The organism is Streptomyces sp. 1-11, from assembly GCF_007176755.1.
GTDB lineage: Bacteria > Actinomycetota > Actinomycetes > Streptomycetales > Streptomycetaceae > Streptomyces.
This window is the reverse complement of sequence record NZ_BJTV01000002.1, coordinates 470,032-488,428: the sequence shown is the minus strand read 5'-3', so window position 1 is coordinate 488,428 and position 18,397 is coordinate 470,032. Positions and strand designations below refer to the sequence as shown.

Annotated in this window: 14 protein-coding genes; 3 read left to right on the top strand and 11 right to left on the bottom strand. The window is 74.9% G+C overall.

The window, feature by feature from the left end:
• Positions 1-20: 20 nt before the first annotated feature.
• From TNCT1_RS06535 to TNCT1_RS06520, 4 genes are all read right to left on the bottom strand, one after another.
• Positions 21-284, bottom strand: a complete 264-nt coding sequence (locus tag TNCT1_RS06535; protein WP_143629221.1) for a hypothetical protein — start codon at positions 282-284, stop codon at positions 21-23.
• Positions 285-312: 28 nt separating this feature from the next.
• Entirely contained in the window at positions 313-1,179 is an 867-nt protein-coding gene (locus TNCT1_RS06530; protein ID WP_216856589.1) for a hypothetical protein, read from the bottom strand.
• 119 nt (positions 1,180-1,298) lie between these two features.
• Complete coding sequence (locus TNCT1_RS06525) at positions 1,299-2,300, bottom strand: alpha/beta hydrolase family protein (RefSeq protein WP_174266174.1); 1,002 nt, start codon at positions 2,298-2,300, stop codon at positions 1,299-1,301.
• A gap of 73 nt (positions 2,301-2,373) precedes the next feature.
• Complete coding sequence (locus TNCT1_RS06520; protein WP_143629217.1) at positions 2,374-2,598, bottom strand: hypothetical protein; 225 nt, start codon at positions 2,596-2,598, stop codon at positions 2,374-2,376.
• A 146-nt stretch (positions 2,599-2,744) separates the two neighbouring features.
• Here TNCT1_RS06520 and TNCT1_RS06515 point away from each other — a divergent pair, with 146 nt between their 5' ends.
• On the top strand, positions 2,745-5,141 hold the full coding sequence (locus TNCT1_RS06515) for a helix-turn-helix transcriptional regulator (RefSeq protein WP_143629215.1): 2,397 nt from the start codon (positions 2,745-2,747) through the stop codon (positions 5,139-5,141).
• Between the two features lie 167 nt (positions 5,142-5,308).
• Here the strand turns inward: TNCT1_RS06515 and TNCT1_RS06510 are convergent, their stop codons facing one another.
• Positions 5,309-7,000 (bottom strand): DUF885 domain-containing protein, encoded by a 1,692-nt coding sequence (locus TNCT1_RS06510; RefSeq protein ID WP_143629213.1) that lies wholly within the window; start codon positions 6,998-7,000, stop codon positions 5,309-5,311.
• 33 nt (positions 7,001-7,033) lie between these two features.
• Positions 7,034-7,525: an Lrp/AsnC family transcriptional regulator gene (locus tag TNCT1_RS06505; protein ID WP_143629211.1), complete on the bottom strand. Its 492-nt coding sequence runs from the start codon at positions 7,523-7,525 to the stop codon at positions 7,034-7,036.
• Between the two features lie 59 nt (positions 7,526-7,584).
• Between TNCT1_RS06505 and TNCT1_RS06500 the strand changes: the two genes are divergently transcribed.
• Positions 7,585-8,802, top strand: a complete 1,218-nt coding sequence (locus TNCT1_RS06500; RefSeq protein WP_143629209.1) for a PLP-dependent aspartate aminotransferase family protein — start codon at positions 7,585-7,587, stop codon at positions 8,800-8,802.
• A gap of 62 nt (positions 8,803-8,864) precedes the next feature.
• Here TNCT1_RS06500 and TNCT1_RS06495 read toward each other — a convergent pair whose 3' ends face one another.
• From TNCT1_RS06495 to TNCT1_RS06475, 5 genes are all read right to left on the bottom strand, one after another.
• A complete protein-coding gene (locus TNCT1_RS06495) occupies positions 8,865-10,301 on the bottom strand; it encodes a GNAT family N-acetyltransferase (RefSeq protein WP_235902377.1) in 1,437 nt (478 codons plus the stop codon).
• A gap of 117 nt (positions 10,302-10,418) precedes the next feature.
• Positions 10,419-13,115, bottom strand: coding sequence for a DUF6493 family protein (locus tag TNCT1_RS06490; protein WP_143629207.1), 2,697 nt, complete (start codon positions 13,113-13,115; stop codon positions 10,419-10,421).
• On the bottom strand, positions 13,112-14,527 hold the full coding sequence (locus TNCT1_RS06485) for an SWIM zinc finger family protein (protein WP_143629206.1): 1,416 nt from the start codon (positions 14,525-14,527) through the stop codon (positions 13,112-13,114). The genes TNCT1_RS06490 and TNCT1_RS06485 overlap by 4 nt, the downstream gene beginning before the upstream one ends.
• Before the next feature lie 161 nt (positions 14,528-14,688).
• The gene (locus TNCT1_RS06480) at positions 14,689-16,275 is read right to left on the bottom strand and encodes an alkaline phosphatase (RefSeq protein ID WP_143629204.1); all 1,587 of its coding nucleotides are present in this window, start codon (positions 16,273-16,275) and stop codon (positions 14,689-14,691) included.
• A 117-nt stretch (positions 16,276-16,392) separates the two neighbouring features.
• The gene (locus TNCT1_RS06475; RefSeq protein WP_143629202.1) at positions 16,393-17,223 is read right to left on the bottom strand and encodes an alpha/beta fold hydrolase; all 831 of its coding nucleotides are present in this window, start codon (positions 17,221-17,223) and stop codon (positions 16,393-16,395) included.
• A gap of 332 nt (positions 17,224-17,555) precedes the next feature.
• Here TNCT1_RS06475 and TNCT1_RS06470 point away from each other — a divergent pair, with 332 nt between their 5' ends.
• The gene (locus tag TNCT1_RS06470) at positions 17,556-18,317 is read left to right on the top strand and encodes a GntR family transcriptional regulator (protein ID WP_143629200.1); all 762 of its coding nucleotides are present in this window, start codon (positions 17,556-17,558) and stop codon (positions 18,315-18,317) included.
• The last annotated feature ends 80 nt before the right edge of the window (positions 18,318-18,397 follow it).

Below are 18,397 nucleotides of genomic sequence, written 5' to 3'. Positions count from 1 at the left end.
CGGGCGTCCCCGGACGGCGGTCATGTCCCGCTGGCCAGCATGGGAGCGGTACGGGCGCTTCGCGCGCCGGGCGGGACCGTCCGGGTGAGCGGCGCCGTGCGGCAGCGGCGCCGTGCGGCACGGCCCGCCGGCCAGATCCCGGCGAACGGGACCAGGCCCAGCGCCCACCGCACCGCGGTCCGCTGCCCGGCGGGGGCGGTCGCCTGCGTGGTGACCGCCTCGGCCCCTTCGGGAACGGCCGGCCTGATCGGCACGATCGCCGCCGCCGGCACCACCGCGAACACCACTCCGTACGGGGGACGGACCCGTCCCTCAGGGGTTGTCGGTGACCTGGAACCCGGCGCCGTACACGCCCGGATGCGCGGCGTCGCGTGCGCGCAGGTCGGCGAGGATGTTGGCGGAACTGGTGTACACGTACTGCGGGACCCCCAGGATGACGGCCTTGGTGATGCCGGCCCACGGTCCCGACGCCTGGAAGCCGTTCGCCTGCGACGGGTAGGCGCTGCCCGGCACGTGCCAGATCGCCGGACCGCCCGAGTCGCCGCCCTCGTGCGAGGCCCACGACTGGTAGACCCCCTGGGAGTTGCTGGTGACGCGCCCGTAGTGGACGCCCAGCTGACCGGAGACCACGAGTTCGTTGGTGTTGAGCAGGCCGGCGCCGAGCAGCCGTTCGTCGTCCCGCGGCGGGTTGAGCGCGTTGGGACTGGGCTGCCCGCCGGGTGCCTCGACCTCGCCCGTCTCCTTGAGGTAGGGCCCCTGCGACGAGAGGGTCACCGAGGGCGCCAACTCGATGATCATGTAGTCCTTGGTGGGGTGCCCCGTCGACGAGCCCTCACGGTCCTTGAAGTAGCGGACGTGGCCGAGGGGGCCGAAGCCGATGTCGTTGCGGTCGTAGACGGGAGCGACGTCCTCTGGGATGTCGCGGTCGGCGTACTGGTGGGTCGGGTCGCTCATGCAGTGCCCCGCCGAGACGGCGATCTTCCGGCCGTACCGGTCGCTGCCGACGGCGCCGAGGGTGCAGAAGTCGTTCGGGGTGTCGGGTGAGAACACGATCTGCATCGAGTTGAACACCCGCTTGCCGGACTCGGCGGGCGCTGCCTGCGCACCCGGCACCGAGACGGCCGCCAGGAGAACCCCCAGCACGCCGGCGAGTGTTCCCGCCCGTGTGTGTCCGCGCATCGTCGTTCCTTCCTCCGTGAGATGTGTCGCTCCGTCAGTGGTGTCCGTGCGTGTCCGCGCGGTGTCCGTGCGGTGTCCGTGTCCCGGCGGACGCCGGCGCGTTCGCGGGCGCGGAACCGTCAGCCGGCCCGGCGGAGCCGGTCGACGATGCCCTCGAGGTCACGTCGGAGCAGCGGTGCGCGCAGGACGTGACCGCCGGGCTCCTCGTGGGCCTCGTGCGCGATGCCCGCGGCGTCGAGAAGCCCGCGGAACTCGCGCTGTCCGGCCAGCACCTGGGCCTCGCTGACCTGGTTGAACCAGTCGACCGGCTGACCCCCGGTACCGGCGGCCAGGAAGATCCGCTTGCCGCTGTACCGCTCCACCCGCTCCACCGGGTTGTCGGCGCTGACCCTGGACTCGTTCCACAGCGGCGCCCCGTACACGGTGCCGCCCGCCAGGTCGCTGACCGCGGAGGAGACGTTGGCCCAGTGGGTGACCAGGCCGAAGTCACGGCGCAGGCTCGCCGGGCCGGAGTGCGAACTGACCGAGGCGAACAGCTCGCCGTGCCCGGCGGCGTACTTCAGCGCGCCGAAGCCTCCCATGGAGAAGCCGCAGACGGCACGGCCGTCGCACTCGGCGTGGGTGCGGAAGCCGGCGTCGATCCAGGGGAGCAACTGGGCGATGTGGAAGGTCTCCCAGTCGCGGCGCCCGGCGTTCGAGCTGACCGGGTCGCAGTACCAGCCCGCGTGCCCCCCGTCCGGCATCACCACGATGAGCGGCAGACCGGCCGTCAGCTCCCGGATGCCGACGGTGTCGAACCAGGTGAAGTCGGCCTTGCTGCCGCCCCCGTGGAAGAGGTACACGACCGGGTAGCTGCGGCCGGCGGTGTCGTAGTCGTCCGGGAGGAGGACGTGGACACCGGGGTCCCAGCCGATGGCGCCGGTCCGGAAACGGTAGCGGCGCAGACGGGGATCGCTCTCGTCGCGTTCGACGACGCGCAGGCCGAACCCGTCGCCCGGCGCGTCGGCCGCGGCCGCTCGGGACGCCGTGGCGACGGCACCCGTGCCGCCGAGGGCGACGGCCGCGGTGAGGCCTGCGGCCGTACGCAGGACCCGTCGCCGGGCCGGTCCGTTCGTCTTCATCATGTTCTCCGTGTTCTCCCGGCCGGCCGCCGCGGCCGTCGCGACGGACCGGCGGTGTGCACGGGTCAGGGCGTCAGTGGCGGCACGAGGCCAGGAGGATCAGCAGCACGATCGCCACCAGGACGACCGGGAGGCAGGCGCCGCCCTCCGGGTCCTTGCGGTTGACCTCCACCTGGCCGCCGGGCGGCGTTCCCGGATGACGTGCCGCGTAGTGCTCGATCTGCTGTCTCTCGCCCTGGGACTCGCTGCCCCAGTCGGACTTGTAGCCGCACTCGCCGCACCAGAAGCGGTATGCCACGGCGGCCTCCTCTCCCTGCTGGATTTCGCCGTCCACCGTGCGGTTTCGGCTGTTCACGCGACAGGCCACGGCACCGGCCATTGGTGGCCGGTCGCCAGGGGTAGGCTCCACCGGCCCCTTCGTGACCGTGACCCGGGAGTGCGGCAGTGGACGATCGGCTCGGACCCTTGCTGCGCCGGATGCGCACCCGCGCGGGGCTCACGCAGGAACGTCTCGCGGAGCTCTCCGGGGTGAGCGTGCGCACCATCCGCAGACTCGAGACCGGCCGGGCGGCCGATCACCGGCTCGGCACCGTCAGCCTGCTCGCGGACGCGCTCGGCGCCGACGCCGAGGACCGCCGGCGGCTCACCGCCCTCCTGCGCGGCGCGGAGACCGCCGAGGAGACGCCCCCGCCGCGGCGCCCCGAACCGTCGGCGATCCAGCGCACCCTGGCCACCGCGGCGGCCGAACTGGCCCGGGAGGTGAGGCACCGCTGGCGGCGCGAGGAGGAGCAGCGCAGGGTCCACGACCCCTTCCCGCTCCCGGTGCGCTGGCAGGACGCGCCCGCGGAGCTGACGGACCACTGGGAGAACGTCCAGCGGCTCGGGCCGGGGGCCGTGGCGTCCAGGGTGGACCTGTGCGGTGATCTGCACCGTGTCGCGGACGTGTACCGCAAGGTGCCGTCCCGGCGGCTGCTCGTCCTGGGCCGGGGCGGCTCGGGGAAGTCCGTGCTGACGATCCGGTTCCTCCTGGACGTCCTCGACGAGTGGGCCGTCCCGGACCCGGTCCCGGTGATCTTCAGCGTCGGCTCGTGGGACCCGGCCACCACGCCGCTACGGGACTGGCTGGTCGGGCGGCTGCTGCGGGACCACCCGCATCTGGCGCGCCGGGTCCCCAGCGGAGCCACGCTGGCCGCCGCCCTGGTGGACGCCGACCTCGTCCTGCCGGTGCTGGACGGCTTCGACGAGATCGCGGAAGGCCTGCGCGGCAAGGCACTCGACGTTCTCAACGGCACCTCGTGGCCGCTCGTCGTGACCAGCCGCCGCGCGGAGTACGCGGACGCGGTCGCCGCGGCGGGCGCACCCCTCGTCTGGGCCGCCGGGATCGAACTCACCGACCTGACCCTGGAGGACCTCGCCGGATACCTGCCGCGCACCGACCGGACCGCCGCCGGGCGGGGCGACCCGGCACGAGAGGGCTGGGAGGGCGTGCTGGCGAGGCTGCGCGCGGCGGGAACCCCGTCGGCCGAACCCCTGGCCCGGGTGCTGAGCACCCCGCTGATGGTGAGCCTCGCGCGAACCCTGTACGGGGGCACGGGACAGGCGGATCCGGCGGAACTCCTGGACGGCGCCCTGTTCCCCACCGAACGCGACCTGGAGGAACACCTGCTGGCCGGGTTCGTGCCCGCGGTCTACCGGGACCTGCCCGACGAGCCGTCCGCCGGCGGCGGCCGCGGGCACGAGGGCTGGGAGGCCGCCCGCGTCCAGCACTGGCTCGGCCACCTCGCCCACCATCTGTCGCTGCTCGACCGCGACCGGCAGGACCTCGCCTGGTGGCACGTCGGCGTCTCGCTGCGGCGCTCGACCCGCATCACGGTGCTCGCGCTCGCCTCCGGGCTGTGCGTCGGCCTCGTGGACTGGGTGGTCGACATGACGTGCACGTCCGTCGGAGCCGGGGAGGCCCTGATCCAGGGGCTGCTGCTCGGTCTGGCGGCGGCTGTGGCCTTCGGCTCGGTCCACAGCGCCATGGTCGCGCTCGGCGCCGGGGTGTTCGAGCCGTCGCGGGTGCGGCTGGGACTGAGACGGGTGCGCGGCGGCGTGGGACGCGGACCGGGACGTACGTCCACGATCCGGTTCGCGGGTGTGCTGGGCGGCACCGTGATGGGTGTCGGCTGGGCCTGCGCCGCCGGCGTCCAGCACGCCCTCTACGACGGCGTCTCGCTGACCGACGGCCCGGTGGTCCGGGCGACACTCACCAACATGCTCTGCTTCGGGGTGATCATCGGCGCGGCCGCCGGCGTCGTGTTCTGGTGCACCCTGTTCCTGGAGACACCCTTCGACGTGGCGGCCGCGGCCACACCGGTGCGGCTGCTGCACGCGAACCGGGCGACGGTGCTGCGGCAGTTCGCCGTGCAGGGGCCCGCCCTGGCGGTCCTCGTCGCGGGCAACGGTTTCCTGGTCGTCCGCACGCTGGGCGACGCGCTGGGGCCGCTGAAGTGGTCGCCGGCCGACGCCTGCCTGACCGGGGCGATCGGTGGTCTCGGGGGAGCGACGGCCTACCTGCTGTCCTTCACGGCCTGGGGTAACTGGCTGGTCGTCGCCCGGGGCTGGCTGCCGCTGACCGGGCGCCTGCCCTGGCGCACGGTCGCCTTCCTCGACGACGCCTACCGGCGTGGCGTCCTGCGGCAGACCGGCGCCGTCTACCAGTTCCGCCACATACGGCTGCAGCACCACCTCGCCCGCGCCTACCGCGAGCGGCAGCCGCGCTTCAGCCCGGTGCTCCTGACCGGCGGCACGGCGCACGGCCGCGCACCCGAGCCGGAGGACACGCGCGTACGTCCCTGATGGTGCGGGGGCGCGACCTGCCCGCCCGCCACCGGGGGCGGACGCACCTCCGCAGGGCCTCGGGACGTGGTGCCCCCGCCGGGTCTCCGGACGTGGTGCCCCCCGTGGGTCCGGTCCGGCGCGGACCGGACCCACGGCGGCGACGCCGGGCGGGAGCGGGGCGCGGGTCAGAGGCGGGAGAGTTCGTCCAGCAGGTCGTCCAGGCCCAGCGAGCCCTGCGAGAGGGCGGCCATGTGCCAGGCCTTCAGGTCGAAGGCGTCGCCGTGCCGGGCGCGGGCGTTCTCACGGCCCAGCAGCCAGGCACGCTCGCCGAGCTTGTAGCCGATCGCCTGGCCCGGGATCGTCAGGTACCGGGTCAGCTCGCTCTCCACGAAGTCCGCCGGACGGCTGCTGTGGGAGCCGAAGAACTCCTGCGCCAGCTCCGGCGTCCAGCGCTCACCGGGGTGGAACGGAGAGTCCGCCGGGATCTCGAGCTCCAGGTGCATGCCGATGTCGACGATCACCCGGGCCGCGCGCATCATCTGCGCGTCCAGGTAACCGAGCCGCTCCTCCGGGTCCGTCAGGTAGCCCAGTTCGTCCATCAGCCGCTCCGCGTACAGCGCCCAGCCCTCCGCGTTGGCGCTGACGCCGCCGACCGTGGCCTGGTAGCGGGAGAGGTCCTTCGCCACGTGCGCCCACTGCGCGAGCTGCAGATGGTGACCGGGCACGCCCTCGTGGTACCAGGTGGACACCAGGTCGTACACCGGGAACCGGGTCAGCCCCATGGTCGGCAGCCAGGTCCGGCCCGGACGCGAGAAGTCCTCCGACGGCGCGGTGTAGTACGGGGCGGCGGCACCGCCCGGCGGGGCGATGTGCGACTCCACCTTCCGTACCCGCTCGGCGAGTTCGAAGTGCGTGCCGTCCAGGTCCGCGATGGCCCGGTCCATCAGGCCCTGCAGCCAATCGCGGACCTCGTCGACGCCCTCGATGTGCCGGCCGTGCTCGTCCAGGTGCGCGAGCGCCACCCACGGCGTCGCGGCGCCCGGCAGGATCTTCTCCGCCTCCCGCTCCATCTCGGCGAGGATGCGGTGGAACTCCGCCCAGCCGTACGCGTACGCCTCGTCCAGGTCCAGGTCGGTGCCGTTGAAGTAGCGGGCCCAGCGGGCGTAGCGCTCCCGGCCCACCGTGTTCGGCGCGCCCTCGACGGCCGGCGCGTACACCTCCCGCATCCAGTCCCGCAGTCCGGCCAGCGCGGCCGTCGCGGTGCGGGCCGCCTCGTCCAGTTCCGCGCTCAGCGCGTCCGGACCGGCGGCGGCGAAGTCCTCGTACCAGCCGCGGCCCTTGCCGTCGGTGTCCGTCCACTCGCCGAGCTGGCCGATGTACGTGGCCGTCGGCCGGGGCGCCGCGTACAGCTTGCGCTCCAGGCCCAGTTCCAGGGACGCCCGGTAGCCCGCGACGGCGGCCGGCACCGCGCGCAGCCGCTCCGCGATCGCCGACCAGTCCTCCTCGGTCCCCGTCGGCATCACGGTGAACACGTCCCGCACCGAGTGGCCCGGGGTGCTCATGTTGCCGACCGCGCGCAGGTGTTCGCCGGCCTCGTGCACGGCCAGCTCCGCGGTCAGCCGCTCCCGCAGCAGCCGGCCGCAGCGACGCTCCGCGTCACTGTCCGCGCCGGGCTGCCGCTCGGCCTCGTCGAGCCGCGCCAGGGTCGTCCGCATCAGCTCCGCCAGGGCCTCCTGGCCGGCCGGGGAGTAGTCGGGCAGCCTGGTCGAACTCTCCTGCACACCGAGGTAGGTTCCGGTGACCGGGTCGAGGGCGATGAGGTCGTCCACGTACGCGTCGGCGACCTGACGGGGCAGCGGGATCTGGGTTTCGGACATGGCGCCCATCCTCATACGCGGACCGTGCCCGCGTCACCCGTGGATCGCGGATTCAGCCGGGGGCAGAAGCGGCCCGCAGTCCCACTGCTGGAAGATCAGCCGGGTCTCCACCCGGGCCACCTCCGGGCGCGCGGTGAACCCGTCCAGCACCAGCCGCTGCAGATCGGCCATGTCCGCCACGGCCACGTGCACCAGGTAGTCGTCGGGACCGGTCAGGTGGAACACCGTCCGCGACTCCGGCAGCGCGCGGATCCGCTCCACGAACGGCCCCACCAGCTCCCGGCGATGCGGCCTGACCTGCACCGACAGCAGCGCCTCCAGACCGCGCCCCAGCTTGGCGGGGTCCAGCCGGAGCTGGTGGCCGAGGATCACGCCCGCGCGGCGCAGCCGGGTCACCCGGTCCAGACACGTCGACGGCGCCACGCCCACCTGGGCGGCGAGATCGCGGTAGGTGGTCCGGGCGTCGTTCTGCAGCAGCCGCAGCAGATGGAGATCCACCGGATCCAGTACGACAGATTCGGCCATGCGCCGAACGTAGCACGGCGTCCGGTCGCCCGGACCCGTTCGGTGTTCACCCTTCGCCCATGGACACAGCGAGCACGGGTGCCTACGACGCCGTACGCACCGCATCGAGAGCACTGGCCACCGAGGCCGTGCACGCCGGCCGCGACGATCTCGCCCGCCAGGGGCTGCACGCCCCGCCGATCGACCTGTCCACCACCTACCCCTCCTTCGACAGCCGCGGCGAGGCCGCCCGCATCGACGCCTTCGCCACCGACGGCGCCGACCCCGAGGGCCCGCCGATCTACGGCCGCCTCGGCAACCCGACCGTGGTCCGCTTCGAGACCGCGCTCGCCCGGCTGGAGGGCACCGAGTCCGCCGTCGCCTTCGCCAGCGGCATGGCCGCGCTCAGCGCGGTCCTGCTGGCGCGGTCCGCCATGGGCCTGCGCCATGTGGTCGCGGTGCGCCCGCTGTACGGGTGCAGCGACCACCTGCTGACCGCCGGGCTGCTGGGCACCGAGGTCACCTGGACCGACCCGGCCGGCATCGCCGACGCGCTGCGCCCCGACACCGGTCTGGTGATGGTCGAGACACCCGCCAACCCGACCCTCGCCGAGGTCGACCTGCGGGCCGTCGCCCACTCCTGCGGCTCCGTCCCGCTGCTGGCCGACAACACCTTCGCCACGCCGGTGCTGCAGCGCCCCGCCGAGCACGGAGCGCGCCTGGTGCTGCACAGCGCCACCAAGTACCTCGGCGGGCACGGCGACGTCCTCGCCGGTGTCGTGGCCTGCGACGAGGAGTTCGCCGGACGGCTGCGGCAGATACGCTTCGCCACCGGCGGCGTCCTGCACCCGCTGGCCGGCTACCTGCTGCTCAGGGGCCTGTCCACGCTGCCGGTCCGGGTCCGGGCCGCTTCCGCGAGCGCCGCCGAACTGGCCGGCCGGCTCGCCGCCGACCCGCGGGTGGCCCGCGTCCACTACCCGAAGCTGGGCGGCGCCATGATCGCCTTCGAGGTGCACGGCGACCCGCACGACGTCATCGCCCGCGTCGGGCTGATCACCCCGGCGGTCAGCCTGGGCAGCGTCGACACCCTCATCCAGCACCCCGCGTCCATCAGCCACCGCATCGTCGACGCCGACGACCGGCGCGGCGCCGGGGTGAGCGACCGACTGCTGCGCATGTCGGTGGGCCTGGAGGACGTCGACGACCTGTGGGCGGACCTGGACCGGGCGCTGGGGGAGCGGACCCGGACGCCGGTCCCGCTGCGGGAGGCCGCGCCCCTGCGGGAGACCGCGGGCTGACCCGCCTCCACACGACCACGGCGGCCCGGTGCGGGGGGCCGGGCCGCCGTCACGGACGCCGCTCAGTCGCGCCGGCCCGCTCCGCCGAGCCGTTCCCCGAGGTCCTCGCGGGACGCCCGGGCGGCGACGGCGGCGGCGCCCAGACGGGCCGTGACGACCAGAGTGCCCTCCTCGATCTGGTAGTCCAGGGGCAGTCCGAGGCCGCGCATCGCCGCGACCATCCCGGTGTTGGAGGCCTGCGTCACGGCGTACACGCTCTCGCACCCCGCCTCCACCGCCATCGCCACCAGCCGGCCGAGCAGTTCGGCTCCGATGCCGCGCCGCTGCCAGGCGTCCTCGACCAGCAGCGCGACCTCGGTCTCGTCGCCGTCCCACAGCAGGTGGCCGAGGCCGACGATGCGCCCGGAGGCGGTCTGCGCGGCCAGCGTCCGGCCGAAGCGGGGGCTGAGCAGGTGGTTCAGATAGCGGTCGGCGTCCCCGGCCGGCCCGTGGTAGCGCAGGCCGAGGGTGTGCCGCGAGCACCGCTCGTGCATCTCCCTGGCCGCCGCGAGATCGCCGGTGTCCACCCGGCGCACGGTGATGTCGGCGCCCTCGGGCAGCGTCAGCACGTCACGGCCGTCCGGGATGCGCGGGCCCAGCCGCCTGTCCAGCTCCACCAGCGCCCTGGCCCGCGCGAACTCGGCCGGGGTGAACGGCAGGTACGCCCGCTCCACGGTGAGCACGCCGCCCTCCGGCGCCCGCAGCCGCATGACGGTGTCCTCCAGCACCCCTTCCGCCGGGACCGGCTCCGGCCCCCGGCCCCCGCCGAACGGCGTGGCGGGCAGCGAGCGGATCGTGCACCGGCCCAGCAACTGCCGCAGGGCCAGCGGCAGTTCCGCGGTGTCCAGCGCGGTGCGCGTCGCGAGGGCCAGGACCCGGGCCGGGGCGTCCACCAGGTCGTGGGCGTCGGCCCGCTCGATCCAGGTGGACGCGCCACCGGCCAGCGACACCGCCCGGGTGAGCTCGGTCGCCGTGAGCGCCCCGGGCGCCCGCAGCAGGAACTCGTCCACGGTGCCGTCGGCCAGCGGGTGCGTCTGCAGGCTCAGGATGTCGACCCGCCGTCCCGCCAGCGCCGCGCACAGCGCGGCCAGCGAACCGGGCTCGTCCCGCACGGTGGTCCGCATCCGCCACAGCGCACTGGCGCCGGCCGCGTCGGGCGCCGCCGCGCCGGGGTCCTGCGCGGGCCCGGCCGGCCGCACCTCGGCGGCCGGCCGGGCACCGGTATCCCCGGCCGGCGGTGCGTGCCCGTGGCGCCGTGCCCACCAGGTGTGGAAGCCCGCCGTCGCGGCCAGCACGACCGCCGAGATCACCAGCAGCGCGGGACCGTCGGGGCCGTGCCCGATCAGGTTGGCCACCCCGTCCGCCACCGCCACCGCCGTGAACAGGGCGGCGAGTTCGACGAGGTCCCGCCGCCAGTGGTGCACCGGCCGGCCGTGCTTGGCGCGCGTCACTCGAGACATGTCCGAAGTCATGCAGCCACTGTGAAGGAACGGTGTTGCGTGATCACGAACGGTTTGTGACCGATGGGTAAAGCTGCTTCCGTCCCTTTTGTTGGGCTTTCCAGTACCAGGGGCGGTTCAGGCGGCCGTTTCCAAAGCCAGCGCGTCCCACAGCCGCCGCGCCTGGGTCACCAGGCGGGAGGAGCCGCCGCGCGCGGCGGTCTCCGCCAGATACGGGACCTCACCGCGTGCCCCGGAGCGCTCGGCACACTCCGCCGCCACCGCCAGCAGGTCGCCGAGACCACGGGCCGCCACCGCGGCCGCCTCGGGGCGCGCGGCCGCGAGGGCGGCCAGCGGCACGGGCAGCGCGTGCCGCAGCACCTCCCCGGTCGTCGCCTCGGCGCCCGTCGACGCGGCCGTCCGCGCCGAGTCGGCCAGCCGCTGAGGCTTCACGGCGCCGCTCCCCAACAGCTCGCCCAGGTCCGCGCCCAGCCGGGCCGTGTCGAGCTGCCCCCGCGCGGCGAGCACCAGCAGGGCGTCCACGGCGGCCAGCCGGTCCTCCTGGTGCCGGGCCCCGAGTCCGTACGCCACGCACAGGCGCACCGCGTCGCCGGCCTCGCCGCCGGCCTCCGCGAGCAGCGGCAGCACACCGGCACCCCGGCCGTCGTCCACGGCCGTGGCCGCGAGGTCGGGCAGCAGCCGCGCGGCCACCAGCTCGCGATGCTCCGGCAGCACGGCGAGCCAGTGCGGACGTATCGAGTCGTCCCAGTGGTGGCAGTGCCGGCTCCAGGCGTAGGGGGACGCCGGGTGGCCGAGCCCGCGGAACTCCGGCGGGAAACCGTGCCGCAGCTCGGGCACTTCGGCCGCCTCCACCAGGATGCGTGGGCCCCTGCTGTGCCGGCGGGCCGCCGCGGGGGCGGTGGCGCCGGTGCGCAGCCACCGGGCCGCCCGGGCGGCGGGAGACTCGGTGCCGGAGACCAGCCGGCGGGCGAGCCGGGCGCCCTCCCGGGTCCCCAGCGCCTCGGCCCGGACCGCTGCATCCCGGGCCGCCGCACCGTCGTCCGCGCGCACCCGCAGCAGCGCCTGCCCGAAGTCGGTCGGGCACACCCGCGCGCCCAGGCGCCGGTACTCGGTGAGGCGGTCCACCAGCTCACCGGGGTCCAGCAGTCCCGTGCTCCAGGTGGGCGTGGCCAGCAGCAGCGGCAGCGGCTCCGTGCACAGGCGGTACGCCAGGGCGTGCAGCCGCGCGTCGAAGACCCGGGCGAGAGCGCTGTGCGCGCACCCCTGCTCGCTCGGCCCGTCGTTCACGGCGCGGAGGAGATCGGCCGGCCTGACCCTGCCGTGCAGAGCCGCGAGAAGCAGGTCGAGGCCTTCCTGGGCGTTGCAGTGGCCGTAGCGGGTGTCGACGGCCGGCCCGCCGCCGTACCGCCCGTTCGCGGCTGCCCACCAGCGTTGTGAGACCACCGGCGCGAGGGCCTCGCGCAGCGCGTCCGGGTCCCGGTAGGCGTGGCGTGCCAGGCCGTCCAGGGCCCGCTCGAACGTGGCGACGTCGCCGCCGGAGGCCAGCAGTGCGCCCAGTTCCTCGGCCACTTCCTCGGCCGTCGCCGGCGCGGGGGCGAGCCGGACCGGCTCGGGCACGGGCGGCAGCACCTCCTCGTACGCCGCCCCGGACTCCACCGGGACGCCCAGCAGGGCCGCCGCCCGGGCCCGCAGCGCCGGCGGCAACCGGTCGGCGCAGCGGGCCAGTTCGTCGCGCGCCTCGGGCCCGTCGAGCTTCTTCAGGTGCCGCTCCACCAGCTTCAGCGCCCGCTCCTGGAGCTGGGTGTCCTCGTGCCCGAACGCCTGCCCGACGACGGGCAGCAGCTCCGCCGCCTTCCCCGGGTCACGTACGAGCACCTTGCCGAGCAGCACGAGCTGGGCCCGGACCAGCTTCTTCTCGCCGCGGAACAACAGCCCTTCGGACGCCTCGGCGAGCTGCCCGGCGGTCAGCCCGCCGTCCAGCGCCAGTGCGCCGAGGACCGTCTGCGCGTGGGAGGCGACGGGGGAGGCCGCGTCCCGCGCCAGTGCCGTCCAGTCGGCGGTCCGGGCCCGCTCCTCCTCCCGGGTGAGCCCCAGCTCGGTCAGCACCGGCAGCAGGATCCGGTGGTCGGCGCCGTCGGCGCCGCGCAGCAGCCGGGCGACACAGGCGTCCACGAGGAACGCGCGGTCCAGCACCCCTTCCCTGGCCAGCGACGCGAGCGCGCTCGGCCAGCCGTCCGGTCCGTCGCCCAGCAGCCAGCGGACCTCGGACAGGTCCGTGAGCGCGAACAGTCCGGCGACCAGAGCGGCGAGGTCCGGCTCGCGGCGCAGCCGTCCGAGGACGTTGCCGCCGCGCCAGCCGCCGCCGACGTGCCCGACCCAGCCGATCACATAGGCGTCCGTCACCGGCACCTCGCAGCCCGACCGGCTCACCAGCCCGGCCATCAGCTCGTACGGCACGCCCGCCGATGCCGGCCGCTGCGCCAGCCGCCGCGCGACGTCGGCCAGCCAGCCGGAGTCCCGGCTCTCCAGGGCGCTCAGCAGCGTGTCGACGGGCGCCTGCTGCCAGCGCAGATCCCGCGCGACGAGCCAGGCGGCGGCCGCCGCGGCCCCCGTGTGGCAGGCGGCCCCGGCCAGGTGCAGCGCCGGGCGGACCCGCTCCGACCGGCGGTCCCACGGCGAGAACTCGCGCAGCTCCGTGCGCAGCGCCCTCAAGTCGGGCAGACACGCACGCCGTTCGGCGTCCGTCAGGCCCCGCACCACGCGCAGCGTCTCCGCCGTCCGCCCGGCCCGCACCGCCTCCGTCAGCGCGCTCATCGCACACCCCCGCCCATGACCGCCGGCGCCTGCTCCACCGCGGCGCCCCGCCGCGCCATCCGTACCGCCAGCGCGTGTTTGCACGGACCCCGTCCGCCCCGGTACCTCGCCCACCACAGACAGCTGCAGCTCAGCACCCCCGCCTCGTCGCGCACCCGGTGCGCGTGCCCGTCCTCGGCCGTCACCGTGGCCAGGGCGCCGTCCAGGGCCACGGCGCCGGCCGCCACCAGCGCCCGGGCCGAGCGCAGCCGGGGGTTGTGCCTCTCCACGCGCCCGGCGTCGTAGGGCAGTTCCCGGTGGAAGTAGGCGGCCTCCGCCGTGTCGTAGCCGACGCGCCCCGAAGTGCCGAGGCGGACCAGGGCGGCGCGCACCCGCGCCGGTGTCAGGCCCGAGGACGCCGCGAGGTCGGCCACGTCGATCCGGGGCTCCCACGCCAGCAGGACCGCGATCAGCTCGGCGTCCCCCGCGGCCTCCTCGGTCGCCAGCGCGTCCAGGACGCCGCCCTCGCCGGAGAATCCGCGCGAGGCGTCCGGCGACAGGGTGAGGGTGAGCCGCATGCCCGGCAGGACGACCTCCCAGGCCGCGGCCGCACCGGCCGTGCCCGCCGCGGCGCCGACCGCGGGTCCGTACACCCGCAGGGCCGTCGCGTGCCGCAGCACCCTCCGCAGCGCGCCCAGCCGCTCCGGGCCCGGCAGGCACACGGCGCCCGGCACCGGCCGGGTCGTCGGCCGGAGCCCACGGCCCACCGGCACCACCCAGCGCGGCCCGCCCGCGGCCCGCCGTCCCCCACCCGCTCCGGGCAGCCCGCGCAGGAAGCGCACCGCCTCGCCGGCGGGCAGCTCCGCCCGCAGGTCGAACCCGGCCGCGATCACCTGGGCCTCGGCGAAGCCCCGCAGCCACCGGTCGGGCAGCGGGACCTTCTTCTCCACCACGGGACCGTCCAGGGTGGTGACCGTTAGCTCCTCGGGGCCGACCCGCAGGTGCAGCGGATCGTCCGAGCCGATCCGGGACAGGGCCTCCCGCAGCGGGTCGTTGACGTCGACGTTCGTCGTGCCGTGTCCCACCTCGCCGTCGTCCAGGCCCGGGGCGAGGACGTCCAGCCGTGCGTAGACACCGCCGCAGCCCGAGAAGGACTCGAAGCGCAGCCGGTCGCCGTTGCCGGTCACCACCGGGTCGAGCGAGGCGCGCCACTGCGGCTGGTGGTAGCGCGCCGCGGCCACGTCCGCCACGGCCAGCAGCGCGGCGGCGCCGATCTGCGGCGAGGTCAGGAAGCCCGAGAAGAACCGGGGATGGTCCTCGGCCCCCGCGGGCGTCGCGCCCCGGGACGTTTCCAGCCCGAGGCGGCGCCCGTCCGCCCCCGACTCGAGCGCGGAGGGTCGCGGATAGGCCACGGTCTGCAGTGATCGCGTCATGGGAAGAACCGTAGAGGCGGCCACTGACAATGGGTCCTGCCTGCGAAAACGTGCTCAGGGGCGGGAGTTGGCGTCCGCTCGTGACCGTGCCGCGCTCCGGGGGATGACGCCGGTGCGCGGCACGACGACGAGGGTACGGGACCCGGCGGCCCGGCGGCGCCCTACTGGCCGACCCGGCCCGGCTGCAGCGTCCGGGTGAACAGCACCGTGCCGTCCTGCTCGCGCAGCCGTACCGTCAGCTCGCCGCTGCCCCCGTCGATGTCGACCTCGCCGAAGAACTGGTAGCCGCCGGCGGGCGAGACGTTGGAGGCGGTCGGCGCCTTCACGAACACCCGCTCCGGGCCGAAGGTGCCGTCCAGCGCGCTGGCCGGGAAGGCGCCGGCGTTCAGCGGGCCCGAGACGAACTCCCAGAACGGTTCGAAGTCGGTGAACGCCGCCCGCGAGGGCTGGTAGTGCTGGGCGGAGGTGTGGTGCACGTCCGCCGTCAGCCACACGGTGCCGGTGATCCGGCGGTGCTTGACGAAGCGCAGCAGCTCGGCGATCTGCAGCTCACGGCCCAGCGGGGCACCCGGGTCGCCCTGCGCCACCGCCTCGAAGTTCGGCCGGTTCTCCGTGGTGTCGGGCACCACCAGGCCGATCGGCATGTCCGCGGCGATCACCTTCCACACCGCCCGCGACCGTGCCAGCTCCCGCTTCAGCCAGTCCAGTTGCTCACGGCCGAGGATGCCCTGCGGGTCCGTGGTCTGGTCGCCGGGCGAGTTGGCGTTGCGGTAGGTGCGCATGTCCAGCACGAACACGTCCAGCAGCGGGCCCTGGCGCAGCACGCGGTACACCCGGCCCTCGCGCGCGCCCGGCCGCAGCGTGGAGAGGGGGAAGTACTCGCTGAACGCCCGCCGGGCGCGTGCCGCCAGCACGTCGATGCTCTTCTCGGTGTACCGGGTGTCCGAGGAGGCGATCACCTCGCCCGGGTACCAGTTGTTGCGCACCTCGTGGTCGTCCCACTGCACGATGGACGGCACCTGGGCGTTGAACCGCCTCAGGTTGGCGTCCAGCAGGTTGTAGCGGAAGTTGCCCCGGTACTCGGCGAGGGTCTCGGCGACCTTGGCCTTCTCCTCGGTGGTGACGTTCCGCCAGGTGCCGCCGTCGGGCAGGGCCTGGGTGGCGGCGACGGGGCCGTCCGCGTAGATGTTGTCGCCGCTGCACAGGAAGAAGTCGGGGTCCAGCTTCGCCATCGCGTCGTAGATCCGGTAGCCGCCGCGGTCGGGGTTGATGCCCCAGCCCTGCCCGGCCAGGTCGCCCGACCACAGGAACCGCACGCCGTCCCGACGGCTCCGGGAGACGGTGCGGAAGGTGCCGGTCACCGGCTCGCCGGTGCGGCGCGGGTCGTCGGGGTCGGCGAGCAGCACCCGGTAGTGGATCTGCTCGCCGGAGGGCAGGCCGTGCAGCCGGGTCGTGCCGGTGAAGTCCGTGCCGGCGTCCAGCAGCGGGCCCTGCCAGCGGCGGGGGTGGCGGAACGACTCGGTGGCCGAGGTCTCCACGATCATGCGGGCCGGCCGGTCCGAACGCACCCACACCAGACCGGAGTCGGTGCTCACGTCGCCCGTCTGCACGCCCCAGTCGGCCGAGGGGCGTCCGGAGCGGGCGAACGCGGGGGCCGCGCCGAGGCCCACGGGCAGGGTCAGGGCCGCCGACGCGGCGAGCGAACCGCGCAGCACGCCGCGGCGGCCGGGGAGCGGACGGTGGGACATGGCTGTGCCTCCAGGGACGGGATCCGGCCGGTGTGCAGAGCCACACCTACTGGTTCGTCGCGGCGCGCGCGCCAACCGCAGGTGAACAACATGCCGTCCCCGGGGGCGTCCAGCCGGTCAGCGGCTGCCGTCGAGGATGACGCGGGCGACCAGCGCCGGGTCGTCGTTCATCGGGACGTGCCCGCAGCCGGGCAGCCGCACCAGCCGGGCGTGCGGGATGATCGTCTTGGCGCGGACGCCCTGCCGGCGCACCAGGATCCGGTCCTGGGTGCCCCAGGCGACGGTGACCGGCAGGCCCGGCAGGTCGTCGGTGAACTGGACGGTGGTGCCCGCCCGCAGCGTCGGGCCGAAACCGGTAGCGCCGGCCAGGGCGAGCGTCTCGGCGACCACGGCGTCGGGCGAACGGCGTCCGGGGCGGCCGTAGATGGTGCTGGTCAGCGCGGTGCGCCCGGCGGCGGAGCGGGACAGGCGTTCCACCAGCGGCAGCGGCAGCCGCTGGGCGACGCCCCGCATGGCGAGCAGCACCGTGAAGGCGTAGCGGCGTTCGGCCTGCGTCCAGAACCCGGCGGGGGACAGGGCGGTGACGGACCGTACGAGCTTCTCGCGGCCCAGTTCCAGTGCGAGCAGGCCGCCCAGGGAGTTGCCGGCCACGTGCGGGCGGTCCAGGTCCAGGGTCCGGAACAGGGAGCCGAGCACGGCGTTGGTCGTGGGCAGGTCGTAGTCCAGGCCGCCGGGCAGGCCGGGGGAGGCGCCGAAGCCCGGCAGGTCCACCGCGATCACCTCGCGCTCGGTGGCGAGGATGTCGACGACCGGGTCCCAGGCCTGCCGGTGGTGGCCGATGCCGTGCAGCAGGACCAGTGGCGCACCGCGTCCCACGCGCGCGTAGGAGACGGTCACGTCCCTGGGGCCGTGCACAGTGGGGACCGTGAAGGTGGCGGTGGCGGACATGGAGTGCTCCTCGTCTGGGCTGCTGACGGACGCCGTAGACAGCTTGTCAGCAATTACTACCCACGGGTAGCCCCTTGTTCGCTCCCCTCGGCCGCGGACCCGCCGACCGGGGGAATCCGCGGCGCTACGCGCATCGCCGGGATGTCACACCCGCCCACCTGTGCGAACGCCTCATGAACGCTGCGCGCTGCCGACCCTGTGTGTTGCCCCAGGGATCGAGGATTGGTCTTGACCAAGGGTGTGGGCCGCCTTATGGTCGCTGATAAGTGCAACAACCTTTAATAAACAAGGGCGCTAAAAACCGCCGGACCACGGCACTTGCGGAGGACAGGGTGGGGACCACGCAGCTGGAATCGGTGCCGGAGCCGAAGTACTGGCATCTCAGGACCGTGCTCAGTGAGGCACTGGACTCGGAGTTCTCGGTCGGCGAGATCCTGCCCAACGAGCGCGATCTGGCCGCCCGCTTCGGCGTGGCCCGCGCCACGCTCCGCCAGGCCCTGGAACAACTGGAGCTGGAGGGCCGCCTGCAGCGCCGCCGCGGCGTCGGCACGACCGTCGCGCCCCCGCGCGTGGGCGTGGCCGTCGGCAGCCGGCGGCACACCTGGCCGGGGTCCGCCGAGGACGCCTGGCAGCCCGTGGACTGCGAGCGCGCCGCGCCGCCCGCCGCCGTGGCCGCCGCCCTTGAGACCGGCCCCGGGGAGGCCGTGCACGTCGTGCGCCGCTCCCGGATGTCCAACGGCCAGCGCGTCGCCACCGAACTGCTCCACATCCCCGACGCCGCGGTGCCCGACCTGACCGCGATCGACGCCCCGTCCGGCGCCGCACGCGCGCGTGCGGTGCTCCGCGAGCTGCAGCGCCTGGAGCTCGAGGGCCAGGACCGTGCCGTCGAGCTCGGCTCGGCCCGCGCCGACGACGCCAAGGACCTCGACCGGCTGCCCGGCGCCCCGGTCCTCGTCGTCACCACCCGGTTCTTCGCCGGGGGCCGCACCGCCGCGCTCTCCGTGGCGACCTACCGCGCGGACACCTGTCGGCTGACCTTCGGCGACTCGCCCGACGTGGAGATACACCACGACCCCGAACAGCGGGCCTCCTGACCGACGCGTCACCGGCCGCGCCCCGGCGGACCACCGCCCGGGCACGGGCGGTGCCCCGGTGGACCACAGCCCGGACGCGG

Bases quoted from the DNA above. Each gene is read 5' to 3' on its own strand.
- TNCT1_RS06510 (WP_143629213.1), bottom strand. From the start codon at position 7,000: ATGTCCGAAACCCAGATCCCGCTGCCCCGTCAGGTCGCCGACGCGTAC.
- TNCT1_RS06475 (WP_143629202.1), bottom strand. From the start codon at position 17,223: ATGTCCGCCACCGCCACCTTCACGGTCCCCACTGTGCACGGCCCCAGG.
- TNCT1_RS06505 (WP_143629211.1), bottom strand. From the start codon at position 7,525: ATGGCCGAATCTGTCGTACTGGATCCGGTGGATCTCCATCTGCTGCGG.
- TNCT1_RS06480 (WP_143629204.1), bottom strand. From the start codon at position 16,275: ATGTCCCACCGTCCGCTCCCCGGCCGCCGCGGCGTGCTGCGCGGTTCG.
- TNCT1_RS06485 (WP_143629206.1), bottom strand. From the start codon at position 14,527: ATGACGCGATCACTGCAGACCGTGGCCTATCCGCGACCCTCCGCGCTC.
- TNCT1_RS06495 (WP_235902377.1), bottom strand. From the start codon at position 10,301: ATGTCTCGAGTGACGCGCGCCAAGCACGGCCGGCCGGTGCACCACTGG.
- TNCT1_RS06525 (WP_174266174.1), bottom strand. From the start codon at position 2,300: ATGAAGACGAACGGACCGGCCCGGCGACGGGTCCTGCGTACGGCCGCA.
- TNCT1_RS06490 (WP_143629207.1), bottom strand. From the start codon at position 13,115: ATGAGCGCGCTGACGGAGGCGGTGCGGGCCGGGCGGACGGCGGAGACG.
- TNCT1_RS06530 (WP_216856589.1), bottom strand. From the start codon at position 1,179: ATGCGCGGACACACACGGGCGGGAACACTCGCCGGCGTGCTGGGGGTT.
- TNCT1_RS06500 (WP_143629209.1), top strand. From the start codon at position 7,585: ATGGACACAGCGAGCACGGGTGCCTACGACGCCGTACGCACCGCATCG.